The organism is Actinomadura sp. J1-007, assembly GCF_009793335.1.
GTDB lineage: Bacteria > Actinomycetota > Actinomycetes > Streptosporangiales > Streptosporangiaceae > Spirillospora > Spirillospora yumaensis.
In genome coordinates this window covers 1,883,071-1,906,079 of sequence record NZ_WING01000001.1, presented here as the reverse complement: position 1 = coordinate 1,906,079, position 23,009 = coordinate 1,883,071, and the positions used below count along the sequence as shown (strand labels likewise).

General features: G+C 74.1%; 22 protein-coding genes and 1 pseudogene. 13 read left to right on the top strand and 10 right to left on the bottom strand.

All coding sequences use genetic code 11. From position 1 onward, the window contains the following. Positions 1-126 precede the first annotated feature (126 nt). On the top strand, positions 127-1,002 hold the full coding sequence (locus GEV43_RS08565) for a helix-turn-helix transcriptional regulator (protein WP_160820208.1): 876 nt from the start codon (positions 127-129) through the stop codon (positions 1,000-1,002). A 167-nt stretch (positions 1,003-1,169) separates the two neighbouring features. Here the strand turns inward: GEV43_RS08565 and GEV43_RS08560 are convergent, their stop codons facing one another. Continuing rightward, complete coding sequence (locus tag GEV43_RS08560) at positions 1,170-2,498, bottom strand: PP2C family protein-serine/threonine phosphatase (protein WP_206681097.1); 1,329 nt, start codon at positions 2,496-2,498, stop codon at positions 1,170-1,172. 154 nt (positions 2,499-2,652) lie between these two features. Here GEV43_RS08560 and GEV43_RS55920 point away from each other — a divergent pair. Then, positions 2,653-3,575, top strand: a pseudogene (locus GEV43_RS55920) (aminoglycoside phosphotransferase family protein). A gap of 899 nt (positions 3,576-4,474) precedes the next feature. Continuing rightward, the gene (locus GEV43_RS08550; protein ID WP_160820207.1) at positions 4,475-5,182 is read left to right on the top strand and encodes a DNA polymerase beta superfamily protein; all 708 of its coding nucleotides are present in this window, start codon (positions 4,475-4,477) and stop codon (positions 5,180-5,182) included. A 79-nt stretch (positions 5,183-5,261) separates the two neighbouring features. On the opposite strand, the gene GEV43_RS08545 is transcribed toward GEV43_RS08550, so the two are convergent. Continuing rightward, on the bottom strand, positions 5,262-6,155 hold the full coding sequence (locus tag GEV43_RS08545) for an MBL fold metallo-hydrolase (protein ID WP_160820206.1): 894 nt from the start codon (positions 6,153-6,155) through the stop codon (positions 5,262-5,264). Positions 6,156-6,277: 122 nt separating this feature from the next. Here GEV43_RS08545 and GEV43_RS08540 point away from each other — a divergent pair, with 122 nt between their 5' ends. Both GEV43_RS08540 and GEV43_RS08535 read left to right on the top strand, forming a co-directional pair. Further along, positions 6,278-7,159: a LysR family transcriptional regulator gene (locus tag GEV43_RS08540; protein WP_160820205.1), complete on the top strand. Its 882-nt coding sequence runs from the start codon at positions 6,278-6,280 to the stop codon at positions 7,157-7,159. 176 nt (positions 7,160-7,335) lie between these two features. Then, entirely contained in the window at positions 7,336-7,980 is a 645-nt protein-coding gene (locus tag GEV43_RS08535; RefSeq protein ID WP_160820204.1) for a hypothetical protein, read from the top strand. Positions 7,981-8,032: 52 nt separating this feature from the next. On the opposite strand, the gene GEV43_RS08530 is transcribed toward GEV43_RS08535, so the two are convergent. Both GEV43_RS08530 and GEV43_RS54700 read right to left on the bottom strand, forming a co-directional pair. Further along, a complete protein-coding gene (locus GEV43_RS08530; RefSeq protein ID WP_309240006.1) occupies positions 8,033-8,404 on the bottom strand; it encodes a lytic polysaccharide monooxygenase in 372 nt (123 codons plus the stop codon). Continuing rightward, complete coding sequence (locus GEV43_RS54700) at positions 8,326-8,625, bottom strand: lytic polysaccharide monooxygenase (RefSeq protein ID WP_309240069.1); 300 nt, start codon at positions 8,623-8,625, stop codon at positions 8,326-8,328. The genes GEV43_RS08530 and GEV43_RS54700 overlap by 79 nt, the downstream gene beginning before the upstream one ends. Positions 8,626-8,637: 12 nt before the next feature. Here GEV43_RS54700 and GEV43_RS08525 point away from each other — a divergent pair, with 12 nt between their 5' ends. Next, positions 8,638-9,756: an LLM class flavin-dependent oxidoreductase gene (locus GEV43_RS08525; protein WP_309240005.1), complete on the top strand. Its 1,119-nt coding sequence runs from the start codon at positions 8,638-8,640 to the stop codon at positions 9,754-9,756. A gap of 111 nt (positions 9,757-9,867) precedes the next feature. Here GEV43_RS08525 and GEV43_RS08520 read toward each other — a convergent pair whose 3' ends face one another. The 3 genes from GEV43_RS08520 to GEV43_RS08510 are packed head-to-tail and all read right to left on the bottom strand — an operon-like array spanning position 9,868 to position 11,332. After that, on the bottom strand, positions 9,868-10,074 hold the full coding sequence (locus tag GEV43_RS08520) for a hypothetical protein (RefSeq protein WP_160820203.1): 207 nt from the start codon (positions 10,072-10,074) through the stop codon (positions 9,868-9,870). Next, positions 10,065-10,835, bottom strand: coding sequence for a hypothetical protein (locus tag GEV43_RS08515; protein ID WP_160820202.1), 771 nt, complete (start codon positions 10,833-10,835; stop codon positions 10,065-10,067). The genes GEV43_RS08520 and GEV43_RS08515 overlap by 10 nt, the downstream gene beginning before the upstream one ends. After that, the gene (locus tag GEV43_RS08510) at positions 10,832-11,332 is read right to left on the bottom strand and encodes a SigE family RNA polymerase sigma factor (RefSeq protein ID WP_160820201.1); all 501 of its coding nucleotides are present in this window, start codon (positions 11,330-11,332) and stop codon (positions 10,832-10,834) included. The genes GEV43_RS08515 and GEV43_RS08510 overlap by 4 nt, the downstream gene beginning before the upstream one ends. A gap of 168 nt (positions 11,333-11,500) precedes the next feature. Between GEV43_RS08510 and GEV43_RS08505 the strand changes: the two genes are divergently transcribed. The 3 genes from GEV43_RS08505 to GEV43_RS08495 all read left to right on the top strand — a co-directional run bounded on the left by GEV43_RS08505 (position 11,501) and on the right by GEV43_RS08495 (position 16,466). Next, on the top strand, positions 11,501-12,313 hold the full coding sequence (locus GEV43_RS08505) for an MOSC domain-containing protein (RefSeq protein WP_175250006.1): 813 nt from the start codon (positions 11,501-11,503) through the stop codon (positions 12,311-12,313). A 57-nt stretch (positions 12,314-12,370) separates the two neighbouring features. Continuing rightward, the gene (gene polA, locus GEV43_RS08500) at positions 12,371-14,962 is read left to right on the top strand and encodes a DNA polymerase I (RefSeq protein WP_160820200.1); all 2,592 of its coding nucleotides are present in this window, start codon (positions 12,371-12,373) and stop codon (positions 14,960-14,962) included. Positions 14,963-15,086: 124 nt separating this feature from the next. Next, complete coding sequence (locus tag GEV43_RS08495) at positions 15,087-16,466, top strand: FAD-binding oxidoreductase (RefSeq protein WP_160820199.1); 1,380 nt, start codon at positions 15,087-15,089, stop codon at positions 16,464-16,466. 42 nt (positions 16,467-16,508) lie between these two features. On the opposite strand, the gene GEV43_RS08490 is transcribed toward GEV43_RS08495, so the two are convergent. Both GEV43_RS08490 and GEV43_RS08485 read right to left on the bottom strand, forming a co-directional pair. Continuing rightward, positions 16,509-17,972, bottom strand: coding sequence for a HAMP domain-containing sensor histidine kinase (locus GEV43_RS08490; protein WP_309239535.1), 1,464 nt, complete (start codon positions 17,970-17,972; stop codon positions 16,509-16,511). Further along, complete coding sequence (locus GEV43_RS08485) at positions 17,969-18,625, bottom strand: response regulator transcription factor (protein WP_160820198.1); 657 nt, start codon at positions 18,623-18,625, stop codon at positions 17,969-17,971. The genes GEV43_RS08490 and GEV43_RS08485 overlap by 4 nt, the downstream gene beginning before the upstream one ends. 200 nt (positions 18,626-18,825) lie before the next feature. Here GEV43_RS08485 and GEV43_RS08480 point away from each other — a divergent pair, with 200 nt between their 5' ends. The 4 genes from GEV43_RS08480 to GEV43_RS08465 all read left to right on the top strand — a co-directional run bounded on the left by GEV43_RS08480 (position 18,826) and on the right by GEV43_RS08465 (position 22,554). Continuing rightward, positions 18,826-19,356: a hypothetical protein gene (locus GEV43_RS08480; protein WP_160820197.1), complete on the top strand. Its 531-nt coding sequence runs from the start codon at positions 18,826-18,828 to the stop codon at positions 19,354-19,356. Continuing rightward, positions 19,353-20,609 (top strand): peptidoglycan-binding protein, encoded by a 1,257-nt coding sequence (locus GEV43_RS54695; RefSeq protein WP_309239534.1) that lies wholly within the window; start codon positions 19,353-19,355, stop codon positions 20,607-20,609. The genes GEV43_RS08480 and GEV43_RS54695 overlap by 4 nt, the downstream gene beginning before the upstream one ends. Further along, the gene (locus GEV43_RS08470) at positions 20,606-21,277 is read left to right on the top strand and encodes an ABC transporter ATP-binding protein (RefSeq protein ID WP_160820196.1); all 672 of its coding nucleotides are present in this window, start codon (positions 20,606-20,608) and stop codon (positions 21,275-21,277) included. The genes GEV43_RS54695 and GEV43_RS08470 overlap by 4 nt, the downstream gene beginning before the upstream one ends. A 101-nt stretch (positions 21,278-21,378) precedes the next feature. Continuing rightward, complete coding sequence (locus GEV43_RS08465; protein WP_160824397.1) at positions 21,379-22,554, top strand: ABC transporter permease; 1,176 nt, start codon at positions 21,379-21,381, stop codon at positions 22,552-22,554. A gap of 92 nt (positions 22,555-22,646) precedes the next feature. On the opposite strand, the gene tatA is transcribed toward GEV43_RS08465, so the two are convergent. After that, entirely contained in the window at positions 22,647-22,922 is a 276-nt protein-coding gene (gene tatA, locus GEV43_RS08460; RefSeq protein WP_160820195.1) for a Sec-independent protein translocase subunit TatA, read from the bottom strand. Positions 22,923-23,009 lie beyond the last annotated feature (87 nt).

Here is a 23,009-nt window from a genome sequence, read left to right as displayed (position 1 = left end):
CCGGTGGACGCCCTGCCGGGCGCTCCACCACGTTCGCCGCCGCCGCTCCCGCCGGCCAGTGCCGTGCCCGTCACTAGGACTGGCAGTACCCAGGCTCGTCCGGCGGTGAGCGGCGACAATGGGGCCATGGCCGCCTCCCGCTCCCGTCCCCGCCCCGGCTTCGGCGAGCTCCTGCGCGCCTGGCGCGACCGGCTCTCCCCGTCCGACGCCGGGATCACCGTGACGAGCGGCCGCCGCGCGCCCGGCCTGCGCCGCGAGGAGCTCGCGCGGCTCTCGGGGCTCTCGGTCGACTACGTCCTGCGCCTGGAGCAGGGACGCGCGACGAGCCCCTCGGCGCAGGTCGTCGGGGCCCTCGCCCGTACCCTCCAGCTCTCCAGGCCCGAACGCGACCGGCTGTACCGCAGCGCCGGGCTCCTCCCGCCGCAGGACGGGACGGTCGGCACCCACGTGCCCGCGGGCGTCCAGCGGCTCGCCGCCCGCCTCGGCGACGTCCCGATCGGCGTGTTCGCCGCCGACTGGACGCTGCTGTGGTGGAACGCCATGTGGACCGCCCTGCACGGCGACGCGTCCATGCTCCCGGCCTCCGAGCGCAACCTCGCGCGGGCCCTGTTCGGCGACGGCATCGCTCGCGCGTCGATGCGTCCCGTCCGTTCCGAACGGGGCCACGACGCCTTCGCCGCGTCGATCGTCGCCGACCTCAAGGACGCCGCGTCCCGCTACCCCGCGGACGCCCAGCTCGCTCGGCTCGTCCAGGACCTCCGGAACGTGTCGGACGACTTCGCGCGCCACTGGGCCACCGGGACGCCTGGACCGCACACCACCGACCGCAAGACGATCATGCACCCGGAGATCGGCGAGATCCTGCTCGACTGCGACGTCCTCGTCGTTCCGGACGCGGACCTGCGCATGGTCACGTACACGGCGGCGGCCGGCAGCCGCGACGCGGGAAAGCTCGCCCTCCTCCGCGTCACCGGCGGCCACACCGCCCCGGCGCACCCCTGACCTCCTGCCGAACGGGTCGGAGGGCTGTGCCGCGGGGGTGGCCGGAGGAGGACACCGCGCGGGCATGGCGCTGGCCCGTTCGGCGACGGACACTGCGTGGGGGACCGGGCCGGTGCCCCCGTCCGGCCCGGCTCCCTCAGCCCGTTCCCCCGCCGCCGCCTCGGCGGTCACTGGTCCGTCTGCTCGTCCGGGGCGGGGCCGCAGCGCAGGGCGAGGAGCGCGACGTCGTCGTCGATGCCCGGGGTGGCCAGGCCGGTGAGGAGCTCGTCGCAGATGGTGTCGACCGGTTCGCGGGCCAGGGCGGCGGCGTGCAGGCGCAGCCGGGTCAGGCCCTGGCTGAGCGACTCGCCGCGGCGTTCGACGAGGCCGTCGGTGTAGAGCAGGACGGTCGAGCCGGGCGGGAGCGGGTCGACGGCGCTGCGCCGCGGCGCTTCGGGCTGGACGCCGAGCAGGACGCCGCCGCCCCGGTTCAGGAAGCGGGTGCCGCCCTCGGCGGTGATCAGCAGCGGCGGCGGGTGGCCGGCGGCGGCGTGGTGCAGCTCCCACGGCCCCCGTTCCGGGCCTCTGATCAGGGCGTAGACGCAGGTGGTCGTGGACTCGGGGTACAGGTTGCTGTGCGCGATGTCCAGACGCTGGAGGATCTCCCCGGGCGGCTCCTGGCGGTCGCAGGCGAGCGCGCGCAGCATGTTGCGCAACTGGCTCATGGTGGCCGCCGCCTGGATGTCGTGCCCGGTGACATCACCGATGATCAAGGTGGTGTCGCCCTTGGGCAGCACGAAGCTGTCGTACCAGTCGCCCCCGACCTGCGCGGTGGCCTGGGACGTGGCGTAGCGGGCCGCCATCTGGAAGTGGGCGAGGGTCGGAAGGGCCGGGAGCAGGGAACGCTGCAACCGTTCGGCGATGTGCTCGGTCTCCTGGTGCAGCCGGGTGTTGTCGACGGCCAGCGCCACCCGGTGGGCGAGGTCCTCGACCAGAACGAGATCGTCGTTGTTGAGTGGCGCGTCGCGCTGCGTCCGGGCCACGGTGATCGCTCCGAGCACCTGGCGGCGCGCGCGCAGCGGGGCGATGATCGCGCTGCGGGCGGCCCTCCTCGTGTACGCCTCCAGCCGTTCGACGTCCAGCGGATCGCACACCGGCGGGTCGGACGGCTCGGCGGGAAGATCGGCCTCGTTCAGCAGCAGGGGTCCCGCACCGCCCAGGACGCGGGCGAGCGGCCCCGTGGCGGCGTCCGGCACCGCCATCGACAGGCCCGCGAACTCGTCGCGCGACGGAACGGCGGGATCGCGGTGGGCCACGCAGACCCGTTCCAGCCGGTCCCGTTCGGACAGCAGGTCCACCGCGCACCACTCGCCCAGCCGGTGCGTGACGATCCGGCACACCCGTCCGAGCCCTTCGCGGACGTCCATGGTGCTGACCAGGGCCGAACCGGCGTCCGCCAGCAGCGTCAACCGATCCAGCGCCTGCTGCAACACCGCATCGACGTCATACTCGTCCACCCCACAAGCCTTCCCCCAACACCCCGGAGTTACCGGTCCCCCGCGCCTCACCCGCCACGACCTGGCCCGACGCCCCCGCGCCGACCCCGGGGGACCCGCCCATCTCGCGCCCTCCGGCATGATCGTCAGAGTTGACAGCGAAGGAGCGCTTTTCATGAACACGTCGCCGCCCATCGAGGTTCCGGACGCGTTCGCCGCGTCGTACGGCGCCAACGACGCCGGGGCGCGCGCCTGGATCGCCGACCTGCCGCGCCTCGGCGGCGAACTCCTGGACCGGTGGGGGCTGCGGCTCGACGGCCCGCCCGCTCACGGCATGGCCTCACTGGTCCTGCCCGTCGTCCGGGCGGACGGAACGGGCGCGATGCTCAAACTCCAGCAACTCCGGGAGGAGACCGCCGGAGCCGCCGCGGGCCTGCGGGCCTGGGACGGCAACGGCATCGTGCGCCTGCTCGACCACGACGAGGAGAGCGGCGCGCAGTTGCTGGAGAGGCTGGACGCGACGCGTTCCCTGGCCTCGGTGGACGGCGCGGAGGCCGTGCGCGTCATCGCCGAGCTGATGGCGCGCCTGACCTCCGTACCCGCCCCGAGGGCCTGCGAAGGCTGGCCGACGTCGCCGCGGCCATGCTCGACGAGTTTCCGCAGGCCGTGCGTTCGCTGGCCGTCCCCAGCGAGCGGCGGCTCGTGCACGTCTGCGCGTCGGCCGTGGCCGACCTCCTCGGCGAACCCGGCGACCGCCTGCTGCACTGGGACCTGCACTACGACAACGTCCTCGCCGGGGAACGGGAGCCCTGGCTAGCGATCGACCCCGAACCGCTGGCCGGCGACCCCGGCTTCGATCTGTGGCCCGCGCTGGACGGCCGGTGGGACGAGGTGGAGGCCACCGGCGACGTGACCCGGGCCGTTCTGCGCCGCTTCGACCTGCTGACCGAGACCGTCGGCCTCGACCGCCAGCGGGCGGCCGGATGGACCCTGGCCCGCGTCCTCCAGAACACCCTGTGGGACATCGAAGACGGCAAGACCACCCTGGACCCCGCCCAAACCGCCCTAACCACCGCGATACTGCACCGCTGGGAGTAGATCAAGGACGGAGCCCGAGACATGATCGCGCCACCGCACGACCTACCGTTCGTGCAAGCGGCGACGCCACCACGCACCGCGGTGCCAATCGCTCAGCTGCCAGGCGTCGGGATCGGGCAGGGTCCTACGCGAGAACTCGGCATCCAGCTTCCTTACGACCCGTCGGAGACCGGCCGAGTCAATCACTGGCATGGCTTCCAGGACGAACTGAAGGTCATCTCGAGCATCTACGGGATCGCAACACGGGCAATCTGGCCACGGCATCTGAAGCCAACGGCCCGGCCGGCTCAGGAACGACTCATACCGTTCCAGCGCGAAGGCCGCGCTCTCCAGCCTCTTCCGCCGGATCTCCAGCTCGGCAACAGATGCCCACGACCGGGGCGAACGACCAGGAACCCCACCGGGCCTGCGGCCACGGAGCTGAACTTCTCGACTAGCGCGCACGGCGCCGGGCGACCTACGCGGCATCGCCCTTTCGGATCACAAGCACCCAGCCATCCTGCCAGAGCAACGGCTCTCAGCCGGCAGCAGACCACGCGACCCCCGACCCGCCCATCTACCGGACTCGCCCGTGATCGCCAAGTGCAGATAAGTACGCCGATAAAGAAGCTGCGCGCGAGCGAGGCGATCCTCCACAATCAGCCACCGAAGCCGACCGGCCGAACGCGCAGCGACGCAAGGCGCGGAGGCGCAAGGCGCGAAGGCGCGCCGTCGCGACGCGGTGCGGCGGCGTGGCGGTGTGGCGGTGTGGCGGTGTGGCGGTGTGGCGGCGGCGCGGCGTGGCGGTGTGGCGGCGGGGCGGCGCGGAGGTGTGGCGGTGCGGAGTGCGGTGGCGGCGGGATGGTGCGGATGGGGCGGCGTGTTCGCAGAGGGGCGGGGCGGTTGCAGGGGAGGGGAACGTGGCTGAGGGCTTTAACGTGCTGTTGGCCGGGATCGTCGGGTCGACGGCGTACGGCCTTGCGGGGCCTGGCTCCGACATCGACCGGCTCGGGGTGTACGCGGCGCCGACCGTCGCGTTCCACGGGCTGAACCCGCCGACCGGCCGCGACGCGACCACGGTCACCACGCGGCCGGACGTCACGTTCCACGAGGCCGGGAAGTACGCGTCCCTGGCACTGAACGTCAACCCGACGGTCACGGAGCTGATGTGGCTGCCGGACGAGCTGTACGAGACCCGTACCGCGCTCGGTGACCGGCTGATCGGCATCCGGACGGCGTTCCTGTCCGCGCAGCGCGTGCGGGACGCCTACCTCGGGTACGCCGCCTCGCAGTTCCGGCGGCTGGAGAGTCGCGGCGACGGCTCGTTCTCGGCCGACACCCGCAAGCGGACCGCCAAGCACGCCCGCCACCTGGCGCGGCTCGTCCACCAGGGCCTGCGCCTCTACGCCACCGGCGGGCTCGACGTCCGGCTGACCGATCCGCAGTGGTACCTCGGCTTCGGCGAACGCGTCGCCGCCGGCGAGCTGGAGGAGGCGCGCCGCGTCATGGCCGACGCCGAGTCCCGCTTCGACGCGACGCGCACGCCGCTGCCGGACGCCCCCGACCGTGCCCGCGTCGAGGACTGGCTGCACGCCGTCCGCGCCGCCCACCTCCCCGAACGCCCCTGAACCGGGCCGCTGTCAGGTGTGGGAGCGGGTGTCGTCGAGATGGCGCAGGACGGCGGTGCGTGCTGTGGACGGGCGTGGGTTAGGCGGGGTGTTCGGTGCAGAGGCAGCCGACGCCCTTCTCGATCCATTCGCGGCCGGCCCATTCGGGGTGTCGCTGGATCATCAGGGCCGAGACCTCTTCCACGATCGTGCGCTCGTCGGCTGCCGAGTCGCGGCGGATCCACGTTTCGTCTCGCAGGAGGCGGAGGTAGTCGCGTACGTCGGCCAGGAGTCGGGGGCCGCCGACGTCGCCGTGGCCGGGCACCACCACGCGCGGGCTCTCCGCCGCCAGCCGCTCCATCACCGCGAGCCAGCGGAGGCCCGACACGTCGGTGTCGTGCGGCGGGAACCACGGGAAGATGGCGAACTGCCCGGCCTCCGCGAGATCCCCGGTGAACAGCACGTCCGCGTCCGGCACCTCGACCACCTGGTCGCCGCGGCTGTGCGCCCGGCCGGTGGCCCGCAGCCGTACGGTCCGGCCGCCCAGGTCCAGGTCGTACGTCTGGTCGTAGACGAGGTCGGGCCGTGGCAGTTCGACGCCCTCCAGTTGGCGCGCGACCCCCGCGCCGAGTCCCCGGAACATGTCGAGGTAGCCCGGGCCCTTCGCGTTCAGTTCCTCTGCCTGGTCGCGGTTGACCAGGAACGTCGCCTCGTCGGCGAAGACCTGCGCTCCGAAGGCGTGCTCGGGGTGGAAATGCGTCGTGGTCAGGTACAGCCTGCGGCCCCTGGCGTAACGGGCCGCGAATTCCAGTACCTTCTCGGCATTGCCCGGTCCCATTCCGGTGTCGATGACGAGAACGGAATCCCGTCCGCCGATGACGCCGATGTTCGGTACGAGCTGCACGTTCCCGTTGGGGATGACCACCACGTCATCGGCGAGTTCCTGGACGTTTTCAGTCCGTACGACGGGATCATGCGTTACCTGTTCTGGCACAGCGATTCCTCGGTGTTGTGGGTCCCCGCCGCGACGGCGGGCTCCCAGCCCATCGCGGGAGGGGCGGGGGCGTCCAACACCGATCCCGCAAGGCCGATACCGGGCGGGTATCGTCGCTGGTGATGGAGCTACGCACGCTGGGCTATTTCGTGGCGGTCGCCGAAGAACTGCACTTCGGACGGGCCGCCGCGCGGCTCCAGATGACCCAGCCTCCGCTGAGCCGGGCCATCAAGCGGTTGGAGACCGACCTCGGCTGCGAGCTGCTGCGCCGTTCCGCGGCGGGCGTGGCGCTCACTCCGGCCGGGACCCTGCTCCTCGACGAGGCGCGCACTCTGCTGGCGCGGGCCGATCAGGTGCGCGCCCGGGTGTCCGCCGCCGCGGGCGCGGCCACGCTGACCGTCGGGACGCTCGCCGACAGCGCCGAGGAGTTCGGGACGCGGCTGGCCGCCGCCTACCGGCGGCGCCACCCCGGCGTGCGCGTCCGCATCCGCGAGGCCGACCTGACCGACCCGACCACCGGGCTGCGGGCCGGTCTCGCCGACGTGGCCCTGACCCGCGAGCCGTTCGACACCGTCGGGATCGCCACCCGCGTGCTGCGCTCGGACCCGCTCGGCGCGGTGCTGCGCACCGACGACCCGCTCGCCGGGCGCGGGAGCCTGCGCGTGGACGACCTCGCCGACCGCCGGTGGTTCCAGTTCCCCGACGGCACGGACCCGGTGTGGCGCGCCTTCTGGACGGGCCCGCCGGACGGCCCGCGCCGCGAGGGCCCCGTCGTCCGGACCGTCCACGAGTGCCTCCAGTCCATCCTGTGGAACGGCACCGTGGGAATGGCGCCGCTCCACCACGCCCTGCCCGAAGGGCTCACGGCCGTTCCCCTGGTCGATCTGCCGCCGAGCCGTCTCGTCATCGCCTGGAACAGCGGCGACACGAGGCCGCTCGTCCGGTCGTTCGTGCAGATCGCGCTGGCCGCCTACCGTTCCGCCCGTTCTTCGGACCTGCCGTAGGCGTACGGCTCGAAAGCCGCCGGACGGTCCCAAATCTGCGCGCGGGTCCAGAATCTGCTTACCCGCTTGGCAATTCTTGGTGAACGAGCGGATATAGACAGTGACAGACGCCGCTCGTGGCGCTTCGTTCCGTGCTGTCGTGGCTCGCTGTACGCCCGAAAACGGAAAGAGGCTCCATGCTCGACAAAGTCCAGTCCCGGACGGCGATGGCCGTCTCCGCGGCGCTCCTGGCTCTCGCCGTTCCTCAGGTGCAGGCCGTGAGCGCCCTCGGCGCGGCGACCGTTCGCGATCAGGAGACCGGCGCGCCGGCCGCCCCCTGGCAGCGCCCGTCAGGCCGGACGACCCTGCCGCCCTGGCCCGCGCCGAAGGACGCGCGTCCCGGCATGAGGGCGGCGGGACTGCCCCTGCTGTCCGAAGACGCCAAACTCGCCCAGCACATCCACGCCCATCTCGACGTCATCGTCAACGGCAAGCCCGTGGTCGTTCCCGCCGATATCGGAATCGACCGCAAGAGGCACGGGGTGAGCCCGCTGCACACCCACGACACAACCGGCGTGCTCCACATCGAGTCGACCAAGAAGGAGGACTTCTATCTCGGCCAGTTCTTCAACGAATGGCAGGTCTCGTTCAGCAGGAAGAACCTCGGCGGGCTCCGCACGAGCCGCACGCGCGTGCTAAAGGTGCACGTGAACGGCGCGCTCTACAAGGGCGACCCGCGGAACCTGAAACTGCGGGCCCACGACCAGATCGCCGTGGTCTACGGAAAGGCCCGTTCGCGCGTCAAGGTTCCCGGCCACTACGAGTTCCCGCCCGGCGCCTGAACCGGGGGAACGGGACGGCGCCCCCGGAACCGCGTTCCGGGGGCGCGCGTTTCTAGCCGAAGTCCAGGTCGGCGCACTGGTAGAAGGCGTTCTCGGTGTCGGCGATGTCCCAGACGGACAGCAGGATGTGCCGTCCGTGCCGCTGGGGCAGCGTCCCGGGGTGGGTGGTGGGGTTGGACGGCTGGCGGCCGTTGTAGTTCTGCTGCGCGAACGGGGCGAGGTCCAGCGAGGCGCGGGTCAGCGGCTTGGTCGAGTCCCAGCCGTCCTTGGTGATGAAGTAGCGGAACGACGTGGTGGAGTGGGGGGCGGTGAAGTGCCAGACGATGTTGAGGTTCTGGCCGCCGGTCACCTTGGTCGCGGGCCAGCCGGTGCCGCCGCGCTGGTCGTCGAGCGGCGCCCAGCGCCCGTCGGCCCCGGCGCAGATGCGGCCGTCGCCCGGACCCCGCTGGGGAAGCCCTTCGGGCCCTCGACGCCGTCCGGGTCCCACTGGACCTGGCCGCAGTTCTTGACCTGGTGCGTCCCGCACAGGTAGCTGCGGCTGGCGGGCGACTGCGTGTAGCCGTGGGAGAAGGCGGGCGCGGCCACGGCGATCGGGAGCGCCACCGCCGCCGCGGCGGCTAGGGCGAGGCTGGTCTTCCTGGACATCCTGCTGCCCTTCTGCGGGAGTGGTTCGGACCTGGAGGCGGGGGAGCCGGCCGCGAGGCGCGGGGCCGCGGCCGCCATCAACTCACAGGAAACCTTCCTGTCAGTTGGGAGGGTAGCCCGCCAGGGGTCCGCGTCAAGGGCTCTCCCTGCCCGATCGCGAACCCCCTGCCGGCACCCCGTGCGGCAGCTCCGCGGCCGTCCGGCCGCGCCCGGTTCCGGGCCGCTCGTCCGGTTGCCGTTCCTCCGAGGCGGGAAGGAGCATGCGACCATGCGCTTCTCGATCAACATTCCGAACTTCGGGACTTCGCCGACGCCAGGACCGTGGCCGACGTGGCCGTCGCGGCCGAACGGGCGGGCTGGGACGCGCTGTTCCTCTGGGATCACGTCGTGCACGTCAAGAGCCGCCGGCGGACGTTCGGCGACCCCTGGATGCTGCTGACGGCCGCCGCGCTGGCGACCAGCCGGATCAGGCTCGGGACCATGGTGACGCCCGTCGCCCGCCGCCGTCCGCAGCAGCTCGCCCGGCAGGTCGCCACGCTCGACGCGATCAGCGGCGGGCGCGTCGTCTTCGGCGCGGGGCTGGGCGGGCCGATCGAGGACGAGTACGGAAGTTTCGGCGAGCCGACCGACCCGGCGGTGCTCGCCGAGCGCCTGGACGAGGGCCTGGACCTGCTCGGCCGCTACTGGACCGGCGAGCCCGTGACGCACGACGGGCCGCACTACCGGGTCGAGGACGTCACGCTGCTGCCCGCGCCGGTGCAGCGGCCCCGGCCGCCGGTGTGGATCGCGGGGTTCTGGCCGAACCGGCGGCCGATGCGCCGGGCCGCCCGCTGGGACGGCGCGGTCCCGCTGTTCGGGCAGGGCTCGCACGGGGCGGCGCCGCCCGCGGGCGAGGTCCGCGACCTCGCCGCGTACGTGCGCGAGCAGCGCGGGGACCGGGCGGACGAGCCGTTCGAGATCGTCGTCGGCGGCGCCAGCCCGGCCGGCGCCGCGCAGGCCCGCGACCTGCTCGGCCCGCTCGCCGACGCCGGAGCCACCTGGTGGGACGAACGGCAGCCCATCGACGGGACCGACCTCGACAAGCTCGCCCCCGTCCTGCACCGCATCGACCAGGGCCCACCCGCCCTGTAACCCACCGTCGCCCCGGCCCGTCCGCCGGACGGACGGGCCGGGGCACGGCCGGCCGCGGTCGTCGGCGACGCGTACGGCTTCGATCCGGTCGCGGGCGGGCGGAGGCGCGCTCTAGCGCTGGCCGGCGCGGTCCACGATCTTGGTGGCCACGCGGGTCAGGGAGTAGGTGACGGTGCCCGCCGGGGTCTCGCGGTGGGGAACGGACCGGTCCCTCGATATCGGGGCGTTGTGGCCGTTGCTGACCGTCCGCTGCGCCACCATCTCGTAGGTGCGCGGATCCAGCAGGTACTGGTCGCCGAACTTCCGGCTCACCGCCATGGCGGGACGTCCCGCGCCGTCCTTGACGCCCCGTTCGACCTGGACGCCGGGGATCGCCGCCAGCACCCGGTAGAGGGCGGCCTGCGTCGCCGGCGGCATGGTCGGCGGCGCGTCCCACAGCATCTGCGCCGCGGCGCGGAACGCCCCGCCGTCTCGGCCCTGGTCGCCGGGGCCTCGACCTCGGCTTCGGCGTAGACGATCGAGCGCAGCTTCACGGGGTCGGCGGGCAGGGACGCCAGACGCTCGTACCGCCCCTCGGCGCTCTTCGCCCCCGGCTTCGTGTGGGGGTAGAAGACCAGTCGGCCGTCCTTCAGGCCGGCGTCCGCCGAGCCGTCCAGCTTGGTCCAGTTCTCGGAGAGGCGCGGCTTCGGGCCGTGCTCGGCAGCGATCCCGGCCTCCAGGGACCTGGTGTACCACCACTGGTTCGGGCGGGGCTTGGGCGCCGGGCGCGCCTCCGCCGCGCGTGCGGCCTGGCCGAGGACCTCCGACGCGTTCACCAGCCGTACGGCGGTCGGCGTCGGCGCCACCGGCCCGCCGCCCGAGCCGCCGGGGCCGCCCACCGCGAGCGCGCCCGCGGCGACGGCGACGGCGGTGGCCGCCGAGGCGGCGGCCGTACGGTTGCGCAGGCGGCGTCGCCGTCCACGCGCCGTACCGCCGCTGACCAGCTCCGCCACAGGCGGCTCCAACTCTTCGGCCGTACGGTGCATCGCCTCGGACAACCGGTCTTCCACGTTCATGTCCGCGTCCCTTCCCTGCGTCATCGGATGAGCTCCTCGAACTCCTCGCCCAGCGCCTCGCGGAGCCTGCCGAGCGCCCGCATGCTCCGGTTGCGCACCGCCCCGTTGCTGAGCCGCAGCGTGGATGCCACGTCCTCCACGCTCAGGTCCTCCCAGTACCGCAGGACCAGTACGGCGCGGTCCTGCGGCGGGAGCCGCGCCAGGCCGTCCAGCAGCGTCACGCGCAGCGCCTGGTCGGCGCCGCCGGCGGCGGCCCGGTCCGGCAGCCGCTGCCAGGGCGTTTCCTTGCTGCTGTGCTTGCGCATGTGCGACAGGTAGGTGCGCATCAGCACGGCACGCGCGTACGCCCCGGGATTGTCGGCGCGCTGCACGCGCCGCCACGACACGTACAGCTTTCCGAGCGTCGTCTGCACCAGGTCCTCGGCGAGATGCCGGTCCCCGCACAGCAGGCAGGCGGTCCTGAACAACGAGGCGCCGCGCGCGGCGGCGAATTCCTGGAATCCGTGTGGATCGTTCGCCATCGGGCCTTCCCTGCGTCGTTCGTGGGTTCTCTCCCTCAGACGCCGCGAACGGCCCATCACGTCACAGACGGAAGGGAGCGGCGGGCCCGGCCGAACGTGACCAATCGGCGTCAGATAGCGCGGTCTTCCCTGGTGCGGCGCGGAAGCGGCGTCGTAACGTCACCGATCATGGTGGGCATCGTGCGGGAGCTGATCTCGTACCCCGTGAAGGGGTGCGCGGGAGTGTCGGTGGCGGATGCCATGCTGACGCCGGCGGGCCTGGAGCACGACCGGGCGTTCATGGTGACCGGCACCGACGGGTCGTTCCGCAGCCAGCGCCGCGACCCGAGGCTGGCGCTGATCCGCCCGGCGGTCGCGGGCGGACGGCTCGTCCTGCGGGCGCCGGGCATGGCGGAGCTCGGCGTCGGGATCGACCTGGCGGCGCGGCGGCGGGAGGTGACGCTCTTCGGAGACCGCTACCAGGGCATCGACCTGGGCAAGGACGCCGCCGGATGGCTGTCGTCGTTCCTCGGCGAGCCCAGCCGTCTCGTGCGGGTGCCGCCGGAGCACGCGCGGGTGGTCGACGGCTGGCGCGCGGGCACGTCCGGGTACGCCGACAGCAGCCCCGTCCACGCCCTCTCGCTGGCCACGCTGCGCGACCTGAACCGGCGGCTGGAGACCCCGCTGCCGATGGACCGCTTCCGGCCCAACATCGTGATCGACGGCTGGGACGAGCCGTACCGGGAAGACCGCGTCCGCACCGTCTCCATCGGTGGCGCCGAGCTGGCCTTCGCCAAGCTCGCGATCCGCTGCGCCGTCACGATGGTCGACCAGGACAGCGGCGCCAAGGCCGGACCCGAGCCCCTCCGCACCCTCGCCGCCTACCGGCGAGTCCAGGGCGGCGTGGCGTTCGGCGCGAAGTTCTCGGTCGTCCGCCCCGGCAAACTCTCGACGGGCGACGAACTGACCGTCACCACCTGGCACGATCCCCCGACGACCTGAGCTTGCTCGCGGTCGCGGTCCCAGGGGGGCGGGGCGGTGGTCGGGCAGGATGGGGGGATGGGGGATCGGCTGCTTCTGCTGGACGGGCACTCGCTGGCGTACCGGGCGTTCTACGCGCTGCCGGTCGAGAACTTCAGCACGTCCGGCGGCCAGCCGACCAACGTGGTGTACGGGTTCGCCAACATGCTGGCCAACGCGCTGCGCGACGAGCGGCCCACGCACGTCGCGGTCGCGTTCGACGTCTCGCGGCGGACGTTCCGGAGCGAGGCGTTCCCCGACTACAAGGCCAACCGGGCGCGGTCGCCGGAGGGGTTCGGCAGCCAGCTGGAGATCCTCGACCGGCTGCTCGCGGCGATGAACGTCGCGGCGGTGCGGGCGCCCGGGTACGAGGCGGACGACGTGATCGCGACGCTCGCCGCGCGGGCCGAGGCGGACGGGTTCGAGGTGCTGGTCGTCACGGGCGACCGCGACGTCCTCCAGATCGTGAGCCCGAACGTCACCGCCCTGTACTTCTACCGGACCGCCTCGGAGATGATCCGCTACACGCCCGCGACCGTGCGGGAGCGGTACGGGCTGACGCCGGAGCAGTACCCCGACTTCGCGGCGCTGCGCGGCGACCCGTCCGACAACCTGCCGGGCATCCCCGGCATCGGGGAGAAGACCGCCGCGAAGTGGATCCGCGAGTTCGGGTCGCTGGCGGCGCTGGTCGAACGGGCCGGCGAGGTGCCGGGCAAGGCGGGCGAGAAGCTGCGCGCCGCGCTGGACACCGTCCGGCTCAACCGGCGGCTGACGGAGCTCGTCCGGGACGTGGACCTGCCGCTCGGCGTGGACGACCTGCGGCGCGCGCCGTACGACCTCGCGGCGTTCAGCGGGCTGCTGGACGAGCTGGAGTTCCGCAACGCGAGCCTGCGGCAGCGGCTGTTCGCCGCCGACCCGGGAGGCGGCGGCGCCGCGGCTCCGGTGGCGCGGGTCCCCGAGGCCGGGCCCGGGGAGCTGGCGGCGTGGCTGCGCGAGGCGCGCGGGACGGTCGCGCTCGCCGCCGACTGCGCGTGGGCGCGCGGGGAGGGCGACGTCCTGCGGGTCGCGCTCGCCGACGAGGACTCCGCGGTCGTGTTCGTGCCCGCCGAGCTGGGCGGCGGCGAACGGGCGTTCGCGGAGTGGCTGGCCGATCCCGCGCGGAAGAAGGCCGTGCACGACTCGCGGGAGCTGCTGCGGGCGTTCGCGGGGCGCGGGTGGCGGCTCGGCGGGGTCGTCATGGACACCGCGCTGGCCGCGTACCTGCTGCTGCCCGGCCTCGCCGCGTACGGGATCGCCGACCTGTCGGCGCGCCACCTCGGCCGCCGGGACGAGGAGCCGGCGGCGAGGGCCCGCGCCGTCCTGGAGCTGGCGGGCAGGTTCGGCGAGCAGCTCGGCGCGGCGGGGATGACGGCCGTCCTGGACGACGTGGAGCTGCCGCTGTCGGACCTGCTCGCCAGGATGGAACGGACCGGGATCGCCGTGGACGACGCGGCGCTGCGCGAGCTGGAGCGGCGGTTCACCGAGGAGATGGAGCGCGCGGCGGACGACGCGGCGCGGATCGCCGGGCGCCCGTTCAACCCGGGCTCGACCAAGCAGCTCCAGGAGATCCTGTTCGAGGAGCTGGGACTGCCCAGGACCAAGAAGATCAAGTCGGGCCACTCCACCGACGTGGACGCGCTGACCTGGCTCGCGACGCAGACCGGCAACGGGATGCCCGAAGTGCTCCTGCACCACCGCGACCGGGCGCGGCTGCGGACGACGGTGGCGGGGCTGATCAAGGAGATCGGCGCGGACGGCCGGATCCACACGACGTTCCAGCAGACCGTCGCGGCCACCGGGCGACTCACCTCGACCGAGCCCAACCTCCAGGTCATCCCCGTGCGGACGGAGGAGGGGCGGCGCATCCGCCGGGCGTTCCGGCCGGGCGGCGGGTACGCCTCGCTCATGACGGCCGACTACGGCCAGCTCGAACTCCGGATCATGGCGCACCTGTCGCGGGACCCGGCCCTGGTCGCGGCGTTCGAGTCGGGCGAGGACCCGCACACCGGCATGGCCGCGCGGGTCTTCGGCGTCGCGCCGGACGCGGTCACCCCCGACCTGCGGCGCAAGATCAAGGCGATGTCGTACGGGCTCGCGTACGGGCTCTCGGCGTTCGGGCTGTCCCGGCAGCTCGGCATCGGCGTGGCCGAGGCCCGGCCGCTGATGGACGCCTACTTCGCGCGGCTGGGCGGCGTCCGCGACTACCTCGAACGGGTGGTCGCCGAGGCGCGCCGCACCGGCTACACCCGCACGGTCCTCGGCCGCCGCCGCTACCTGCCGCACCTGAACAGCGACGACCGGCGGCGCCGCGAGACCGCCGAGCGGATGGCGCTGAACGCGCCGATCCAGGGCTCGGCGGCCGACATCGTCAAGATCGCCATGCTCCGGGTGGACGGAGCGCTCGCGGCGGAGCGGCTCCGCAGCCGGCTCCTGCTCCAGGTGCACGACGAGCTCGTCCTGGAGGTCGCGCCGGGCGAGCGGGAACGGGTCGCCGAGCTGGTCCGCGACCGCATGACCACGGCGTACCCGCTGTCGGTGGGCCTGGAGGTCGCCCTCGGCGACGGCCCCGACTGGAACGCCGCCGCCCACTGACCCCGCCCGCCCCGCCCCGCGCGCGGCGCCGAGCGTCCCAGCCCAGAAGAGACCTGGAACACACCCGCACGGCCGCGCCCCTTGCGGACAAGATGTGTCCTCAACGGCTCCTACGGTGAGCCTCATGAGTGGAGCGAACAGCGAGATCAACGACCTCAAGGTGCAGGGCCCGGTCCTCGCGGCCGGGGCGGACGGCTACGACGACGAACGGTCCGGATACCAGCTCATGGACCCGCACGCCCCCGCGGTGATCGTCGGCGCGGCCGGGGAGGACGACGTGCGCGAGGCCGTCCGCCACGCCGCCGCGCGCGGCCTCCGGGTGGCGGTCCAGGCGGGCGGACACGGGCTCGGCGCGGGCCTGGACGGCGGCGTGCTGATCAGCACGCGGCGGATGGCGGGCGTGCGCGTCGATCCGGCGGCGCGCACCGCGTGGGTCGAGGCCGGGGCGCCGTGGCAGCGGGTGATCGAGGCCGCCGCCGAGCACGGGCTCGCGCCGCTGTCCGGCAGCTCGCCCGGGGTCGGCGCCGTGTCGTACACCCTGGGCGGCGGCGTCGGGCTGCTGGCCCGGCGGTACGGGTTCGCGGCCGACCACGTCCGCCGGATCGACGTCGTCACGGCCGACGGGCGGACGCGCCGCGTGACGGCCGAGGACCCCGGCGGCTCGGACGACGCCGACCTGTTCTGGGCGCTGCGCGGAGGCGGCGGCAACTTCGGCGTGGTCACCGGCATGGAGATCGACCTCGTCCCGGTGCGGGAGGTCTACGGCGGCGGCCTCTACTTCGCGGTGGACGAGGTGCCCGGCGTGCTCGACGCGTGGCGGCGCTGGACGGAGACGGCGCCGGAGGAGATGACGGCGGCGCTCGCGATGCTGCCGTTCCCCGACCTGCCGATGGTGCCCGAGCCGCTGCGCGGGCGGCACGTCGTGCAGTTCCAGCTCGCCTACTCCGGGCCCGAGGACGAGGGGCGGGACCTCGCCGCGCCGCTGCGCGCCCTCGGCGCCCCGCTGATCGACCGGCTGCGGACGGTGCCGTACACCGAGTCGGCGACGGTGTTCGACGAGCCCGACCGGCCGCACGCCTACCGGTCGACCAACCGCCTGGTGGACGGCCTGGACCCGCGGGCGCTGGAGGCCGCGCCGAAGCTCGCCGGGCCGGACGCGCCCGCCATGTGCGTGTTCCAGATCCGGCACCTCGGCGGCGCGCTCGCCCGCCCGCCCCGCGTCCCGAACGCCGTCGGCAACCGCGGCGCCGCGTACTCGGTGAACGTCCTGTCGCCGGTGGAGCCCGGGGAGGAGGCCATGGTGCGCGACCTGCACCGCGACGTCACCGCGCCGTTCGCCGGGCGGACGGTCGGGCGCTCGTTCAACTTCAGCTTCGGGCCGCTGGACGAGGACGGCGTGCGCGAGATGTACGAGCCGGGCGACTACGCGCGGCTCACCGGGCTGAAGGCGCGGTACGACCCGGACGGGCTGTTCCACGCCAACCACCCGATCCCGGCGCGCTAGGCGCGGTCCGGTCCCCTCCCGCAGGCCGCCCGGCCGGGCGCGCTAGTCCAGGTCGGGGTCCTGGATGTCGGGGAGGGAGGTCCCGGGGAGGGTGACGGTGACGGTGAGGCCGCCGGTGGGCCGCGGCCTGGCGGCGGCCTCGCCGCCGTGGGCGCGCGCGACCGACCGGACGATCGACAGCCCGAGGCCCGCGCCCTTCGCGGTGACGAGCCGGTCGGTGTCCATCCGCCGGAACGGCTCGAACAGCGCCGGGATCTCGTACGCGGGGATCACCGGGCCGGAGTTGGTGACCTCGACCTCGGCGCGGCCGTCGCGGGTCCGGCTCTCGACGCGGACCCAGCCGCCCTCCTCGTTGTGCCGGATGCCGTTCTCCACGAGGTTCTGGACGAGCCGTTCCAGGAGCAGCGCGTCGCCGGTGGTCGGGGCCTCGCCGGGCGTCTCGTGCACGGCGACCCCGGACCGCTCCGCCTCGGCGGCGGTCTGCGCGGCGACGTGCCCGACGACGTCGGCGAGGTCGACGGGGGCGCGGCTGGTGAGCTGGTTCTCCGAGCGGGCGAGCAGCAGCAGCCCGCCGATCAGCCGCTCGTGCCGGGAGTTGATCTCCAGCAGGTTCTCGCCGAGCTGCTTGACGTCCTCGGACGCCGAGCGGCGGTGCATCGCCACCTCGACGAGCGCGCGGCCGAGGGTGAGCGGGGTGCGCAGCTCGTGCGAGGCGTTCGCGACGAAGCGGCGCTGCCCGTCGAACGACTGGTCGAGCCGTTCGATCATCGTGTCGAAGGTGTCGGCGAGCTCCTTGACCTCGTCGTGCGGGCCGCGCAGCGCGATCCGCTCGTGCAGGCCGCGGTCGGCGCCGGGGGCGCTCGCGATGCGCCGGGCGGTGTCGGTGACGCGGTGCAGCGGCGCGAGCATCTGGCCCGCGATGAGCCAGCCGAGCCCGGCCGCGACGCCGCCGACGACGAGCAGCGCGACGCCGCCCTGCGTGACGAGCGAGGTGGTCGCGGCGGCGTGCAGCCGGTCGCGCTCGCGCACCATGAACCGGTCGATGTCCTCCGCCGCGGTCCGGGCGCTCTTGCCGTCCTGAACGATCCACTCCTCGCCGACGGGCGGGGCGCCCGGGGCGGGGGACGCCGGGGCCTTCGGCGGCACCGAGCCCTGCGGCTGCGGGGAGCCTTGCGGCTGCGGGGAGGTCGGGCGGCCGGGTGACGGCGGCGAGGTCTGGGGCGCGGCCGTCCCCTTGGGGGCGACGCTCCCCGGGCTGCTCAGCGTCCGCGCGAGGTAGCGGGTCCCGCCGCGGCCGAGCTGCTGGCTGAACAGCGCGTACGTGACGCCGAGCAGCACCGTTCCGGCGAGGAAGAACAGCACCGCGTACGTCAGCGTCAGCCGGGCGCGCAGCGTCAGCCTGCGCCGGCGGGGGAGCCGGGGCCGCAGGTCGCGGGCGGGGCGGCGGCGGGGCTCGCGCGGCCCGGCCTCGGACGGCCGCGTGCCGGGGGAGGTCGCGGCGGTCACGGGATCCGGTACCCGATGCCCTTGACGGTCTCCACGACCGGCGGGCTCCCGAGCTTGCGCCGCAGCTTCAGGATCGTCAGCCGTACGGCTCCGGTGAACGGGTCGGTGTGCTCGTCCCACGCCTTCTCCAGCAGTTCCTCGGCGGACACCACGACGCCGTCCGCGCGCAGCAGCTCGGCCAGCACGGCGAACTCCTTCTTCGACAGCGGCACGTACCGGCCGTCCCTGAACACCTCGTGGCGGGCGGGGTCCAGGGTGATCCCGGCGCGCCGCAGCACCGGCGGCGCCGCCGGGCGGGAGCGGCGGCCGAGCGCCTGCACGCGGGCCGCCAGCTCGGTGAACGCGAACGGCTTGGTGAGGTAGTCGTCGGCGCCGAGCCCGAGCCCCTCGACCCGGTCGGTGACCTCGGCGGCGGCGGTGAGCATCAGCACCCGCGCCGCCGACCCCGTCCCGACCAGCTCGCGGCACACGTCGTCGCCGTGCACGACGGGCAGGTCCCGGTCCAGGACGACCACGTCGTAGTCGTTGACCGTGAGCCGTTCCAGCGCGGCCCCGCCGTCGTGGGCGAGATCGACCGCGTGCGGCTCGTCCCGCAGCCACTCGGCGATCGCGTCGGCGAGCAGCGGTTCGTCCTCGACCACCAGCACCCGCATGTGTCCTCATCTCCTCGCGCGGGCGCACCTCGGCCCGCCGCCTCAGGGACATGGTGGCGGGTGCGGTGTTTCCTTTCCGTTAGGGAACGCCGGGGCAGGTGGGGTGCGTGGAAACGCCGGGGAAACGCGCCGCCCGGTTGCATCGCCTCCGACGGCGGCCGGAACACGTCCGGCCGTCCGGAGGACTGGAGACGAACACGATGCGACTAGGAACCCGCGGAGTGCTGGCCGCGCTGCCTCTGGCGCTGGCCCTCGCCCTGACCGGCTGCGGCGGCGACGACGGCGACGACGGCAACGTGGCCTCGGTGAACGGCGCGAAGGGCGGCGGGGGCGCGGCCGCGTCCCCGAGCCTGAAGCCCGAGGAGATGGGCGTGAAGTTCGCGCAGTGCATGCGCCAGCACGGCATCCCCATGGAGGACCCGAAGCCCGGCGGCGGCATCCAGCTCAAGGTGGACAAGAGCATCGGCAAGGAGAAGGCCGACAAGGCGCAGGAGGCGTGCCGCGAGTTCAACCCGATGGCGAACCAGGCGCCCGGCTCCGACCCGAAGGCCGAGGAGCGCGGCCGCAAGTTCGCCGAGTGCATGCGCAAGAACGGCGTCGAGGGCTTCAAGGACCCCGAGCCGGGCCAGCGCGGCATCCGCATCACCGGCGAGGCCGCCGACGACCCGGACATGAAGAAGGCGCAGGAGGCCTGCCAGGGGATCTTCTCGAAGGGAGGACCCGGGCAGTGACCGGGGACGCCACGCGGACCGAGGCCCTCGGACGGCCCCTCCCCGGCCGGAAGCCGACGGAGCCGGGCACGGAACCCGGGACGGAGCCGGGCGCGGACGGGCCGGGCCCGGACGGCAACGGCCGCGCGCCCGCGCCGCCCGCCGGGCCGGACGGCAAGGCGGGCCGCGGGTCCGGCAAGCGGCGCCGCGGCCGGCGCGGCCGGAAGGCGGCGTTCGCCGTCGCGGCGATCGCGGCGGCGGGCGTGGCGACCGCCGCGGCGCTCGGGGTCGGCGGCGGGTCGGGCGGCGGGAAGTCCGCGTCCGCGCTCCCGCCGAAGACGACCGAGGTGACGCGGCAGACGCTGAAGGACGGCCAGACCGAGGACGGCGAGCTCGGCTTCGGCCCCTCGACGACCGCGACCAACCGGCTGCCCGGGACGATCACGCACCTGCCCGAGAGCGGCGACCGGATCACCCGCGGCAAGGAGCTGTTCGAGGTGGACGGCAAGCCGGTCTCCCTCATGTACGGCTCGCGGCCCGCCTACCGCGACCTGCGGTCGGGCATGGAGGGCCACGACGTCCTCCAACTGGAGCGCAACCTGCGGGCCCTCGGCTACGACGGCTTCACCGTGGACGACGAGTACACCGCCGACACCGCGGACGCCGTCGAGGAGTGGCAGGACGACCTCGGCCTGGCCGAGACGGGCACCGTCCCGCTCGGCCAGGTGGTGTTCGCGCCCGGCGCCGTCCGGGTGGAGAGCCTCGCGGCGGGCGAGGGCGACCCGACCGGGCCCGGCCGCAAGGTGCTCACTTACACCGGCACCGAGAAGGCCGTGACGGTGAAGCTCGACGCGGCCGACCAGCGCCTGGCGAAGAAGGGCGCCGAGGTCAGCATGGAGCTGCCCGACAACAGCACCGTCAAGGGCCGGGTGTCGAAGGTCTCCACGGTCATCGAGCCGGGCGAGCAGGGCGAGGACCCGACCACGAAGGTGGAGGTGGTCATCGACCTGAAGGGCGCGAAGGCGCAGAAGACCGCCGACGACTACGCCCTCGCCTCGGTCGACGTGACGTTCACCGCCGGGACCCGCAAGGACGTGCTGACCGTCCCGGTCACCGCGCTGCTGGCGCTGCGGGAGGGCGGCTTCGGCGTGGAGGTCGTCAAGGGCGGGACCTCGTCGTACGTCCCGGTCGAGACCGGGCTGTTCGCGGACGGCCGGGTGGAGGTCTCGGGGAACGGGCTCACCGAGGGCACGCTCGTCGGGGTCCCGAAATGATCACTCTGCGGGACGTGACGAAGGAGTACCCGGGCGGCGTCCACGCGCTCGCCGGGGTCAGCCTGCGGATCGCCGCGGGCGAGCTCGTCGCGATCGTCGGCCCGTCCGGCTCGGGCAAGTCGACCATGCTGAACGTGCTCGGCACGCTCGACCGGCCGACGACCGGGACGGTGCACGTGGACGGGTTCGACATCGGCAGGCTGTCGGACGCCCGGCTGTCGGCGCTGCGCGCGACGCGGATCGGGTTCGTGTTCCAGCAGTTCCACCTCGCGTCCGGCGTCGAGGCGCTGGAGAACGTGGCGGACGGGCTGCTGTACTCGGGGCTGCGCCCGGCCGAGCGCCGCCGCCGCGCCGCCGCCGCGCTGGAACGGGTCGGGCTCGGGCACCGCATGGACCACGAGCCGCACGAGCTGTCGGGCGGCGAGCGGCAGCGGGTCGCGATCGCGCGCGCCGTCGCGGGCGAGCCGCCGCTGCTGCTCGCCGACGAGCCGACCGGCGCGCTCGACTCCGCGTCGGGCGCCGGGGTGATGACGCTGCTGCGCGAGCTGCACGCGGCCGGCACCACCGTCGTGATCATCACGCACGACCGGGAGATCGCGGCGGCGCTGCCCCGGCAGGTCCGGATGCGCGACGGCAAGGTCACCGATGACTCGGCGGAGGTGGACTGATGGCCGGCGACGCGTCCCCGGGCGCCACCGCCACCGCGCCCGCGCCGCCGGAGCGGGACGAGCGGGAGCGGGCCTCGCCGGGTGACCTGCGCCCGGCCCGGATGTGGCCGGGCGACGTGGTCAAGGTCGGCGCGGTGGGCCTGCGGACCCGGCCGCTGCGCGCGTTCCTGTCGGCGCTCGGCATCGCCATCGGCATCGCCGCGATGGTCGCCGTCGTCGGGATCTCCTCCTCGTCGGGCGCCGACCTGGACCGCACGCTCTCCTCGCTCGGCACCAACCTGCTCACGGTCTCGCCCGGCCAGACGATGACGGGCGAGGAGGCGAAGCTGCCGGTCGAGGCGGAGTCGATGGTCGGACGGATCAAGCCGGTGCACACCGTGTCGGCCGTCGGCCGGGTGGAGGACGCGAAGGTCTACCGCAACAACAAGATCTCCAAGGACGAGACCAACGGCCTGTCGGCGTACGCGGCGCGTCCGGGCCTGAGCTCCGCGATCGGCGCGCACGTCCGGACGGGGACGTGGCTGAACCCGGCGACCGGGTCGTTCCCGGCGGCGGTGCTCGGCTCGAACGCGGCCGAACGGCTCGGGATCGGGAAGGCGGGCCCGGACACGCAGGTGCTGATCGGCGGCCAGTGGTTCACCGTGATCGGCATCCTGGACCCGGTGGCGCTCGCGCCCGACCTCGACAACGGGGCGCTGGTCGGCTGGCCCGCCGCGGAGTCGGTGCTCGGGTTCGACGGGCACCCGACGACCGTCTACACCCGCGCCGCGGACGCGAGCGTGGAGGGCGTGCAGTCGGTGCTGGGCGCGACCGTCAACCCCGAGTCGCCCAACGAGGTGCAGGTGTCGCGCCCGTCGGACGCGCTCGCGGCCAAGCAGGCGGCGGGCGAGGCGTTCACCGGGCTGCTGCTCGGCCTCGGCGCGGTCGCGCTGCTGGTCGGCGGCGTCGGGGTCGCCAACACGATGGTGATCTCGGTGCTGGAGCGGCGCCCGGAGATCGGGCTGCGCCGCTCGCTCGGCGCGACGCGCGGCCAGATCCGCACGCAGTTCCTCGCCGAGTCGCTGCTGCTGTCGGCGCTCGGCGGCGCGGGCGGGGCGCTGATCGGCACGGTCGTCACGTTCGGGTACGCCCTGTCGCAGGGCTGGCCGGCGGTCGTCCCGCCGTGGGCGGTCGCCGGGGGGATCGCGGCGACGCTGTTCATCGGCGCGATCGCGGGCCTGTACCCGGCGATCCGCGCGTCGCGGCTGTCGCCGACGGAGGCCCTGTCGGCCCACTGACGCCGCGGGGACCGGTCCCGCCGGAGGCCGGGTCCGCCGGGATGACGCCGCCCCGCCCTACCTCGGGGCGGCGTCATCCCGGCGGGCCGGTCTCAGCCGGTGCGCCGCGACTCCGGGCCGTGGCCGAGCCCGCGGTCACCGCCCGTCGCGGGTTCCTGGCCGGCCTCGTGCTCGGGCACCGCGCGGGGCGCGGCCTCGGGCGCGTTCCCGGGCGGCGTGCCGTCCCTGGACGGGTCGAGCTCGGCCTTCAGGATGCGCATCGAGCGGCCGAGCGAACGGGCCGTGTCGGGCAGCTTCTTGGAGCCGAAGAGCAGGAGGACGACCAGGATGACGATCGCCCAGTGCGCCGGTGAGAGCCCGCCGGTCATCGTTGTCCCCTTCCGCGCGTCGCGCCGCCGCGCAGCCGCGCCGGTCGCGCCATAATGACAAACATTCGCGCAAGTAAGCAAATGTCG

Excerpts from the sequence above, each read along its gene's own strand:
- GEV43_RS08565 (WP_160820208.1), top strand. The coding sequence starts at position 127 with ATGGCCGCCTCCCGCTCCCGTCCCCGCCCCGGCTTCGGCGAGCTCCTG.
- GEV43_RS08540 (WP_160820205.1), top strand. The coding sequence starts at position 6,278 with ATGGAGCTACGCACGCTGGGCTATTTCGTGGCGGTCGCCGAAGAACTG.
- GEV43_RS08535 (WP_160820204.1), top strand. The coding sequence starts at position 7,336 with ATGCTCGACAAAGTCCAGTCCCGGACGGCGATGGCCGTCTCCGCGGCG.
- GEV43_RS54700 (WP_309240069.1), bottom strand. The coding sequence starts at position 8,625 with ATGTCCAGGAAGACCAGCCTCGCCCTAGCCGCCGCGGCGGCGGTGGCG.
- GEV43_RS08520 (WP_160820203.1), bottom strand. The coding sequence starts at position 10,074 with ATGGCGGTGAGCCGGAAGTTCGGCGACCAGTACCTGCTGGATCCGCGC.
- GEV43_RS08515 (WP_160820202.1), bottom strand. The coding sequence starts at position 10,835 with ATGACGCAGGGAAGGGACGCGGACATGAACGTGGAAGACCGGTTGTCC.
- GEV43_RS08510 (WP_160820201.1), bottom strand. The coding sequence starts at position 11,332 with ATGGCGAACGATCCACACGGATTCCAGGAATTCGCCGCCGCGCGCGGC.
- GEV43_RS08505 (WP_175250006.1), top strand. The coding sequence starts at position 11,501 with ATGGTGGGCATCGTGCGGGAGCTGATCTCGTACCCCGTGAAGGGGTGC.
- polA (WP_160820200.1), top strand. The coding sequence starts at position 12,371 with ATGGGGGATCGGCTGCTTCTGCTGGACGGGCACTCGCTGGCGTACCGG.
- GEV43_RS08495 (WP_160820199.1), top strand. The coding sequence starts at position 15,087 with ATGAGTGGAGCGAACAGCGAGATCAACGACCTCAAGGTGCAGGGCCCG.
- GEV43_RS08485 (WP_160820198.1), bottom strand. The coding sequence starts at position 18,625 with ATGCGGGTGCTGGTGGTCGAGGACGAACCGCTGCTCGCCGACGCGATC.
- GEV43_RS08480 (WP_160820197.1), top strand. The coding sequence starts at position 18,826 with ATGCGACTAGGAACCCGCGGAGTGCTGGCCGCGCTGCCTCTGGCGCTG.
- GEV43_RS08470 (WP_160820196.1), top strand. The coding sequence starts at position 20,606 with ATGATCACTCTGCGGGACGTGACGAAGGAGTACCCGGGCGGCGTCCAC.
- GEV43_RS08465 (WP_160824397.1), top strand. The coding sequence starts at position 21,379 with ATGTGGCCGGGCGACGTGGTCAAGGTCGGCGCGGTGGGCCTGCGGACC.
- tatA (WP_160820195.1), bottom strand. The coding sequence starts at position 22,922 with ATGACCGGCGGGCTCTCACCGGCGCACTGGGCGATCGTCATCCTGGTC.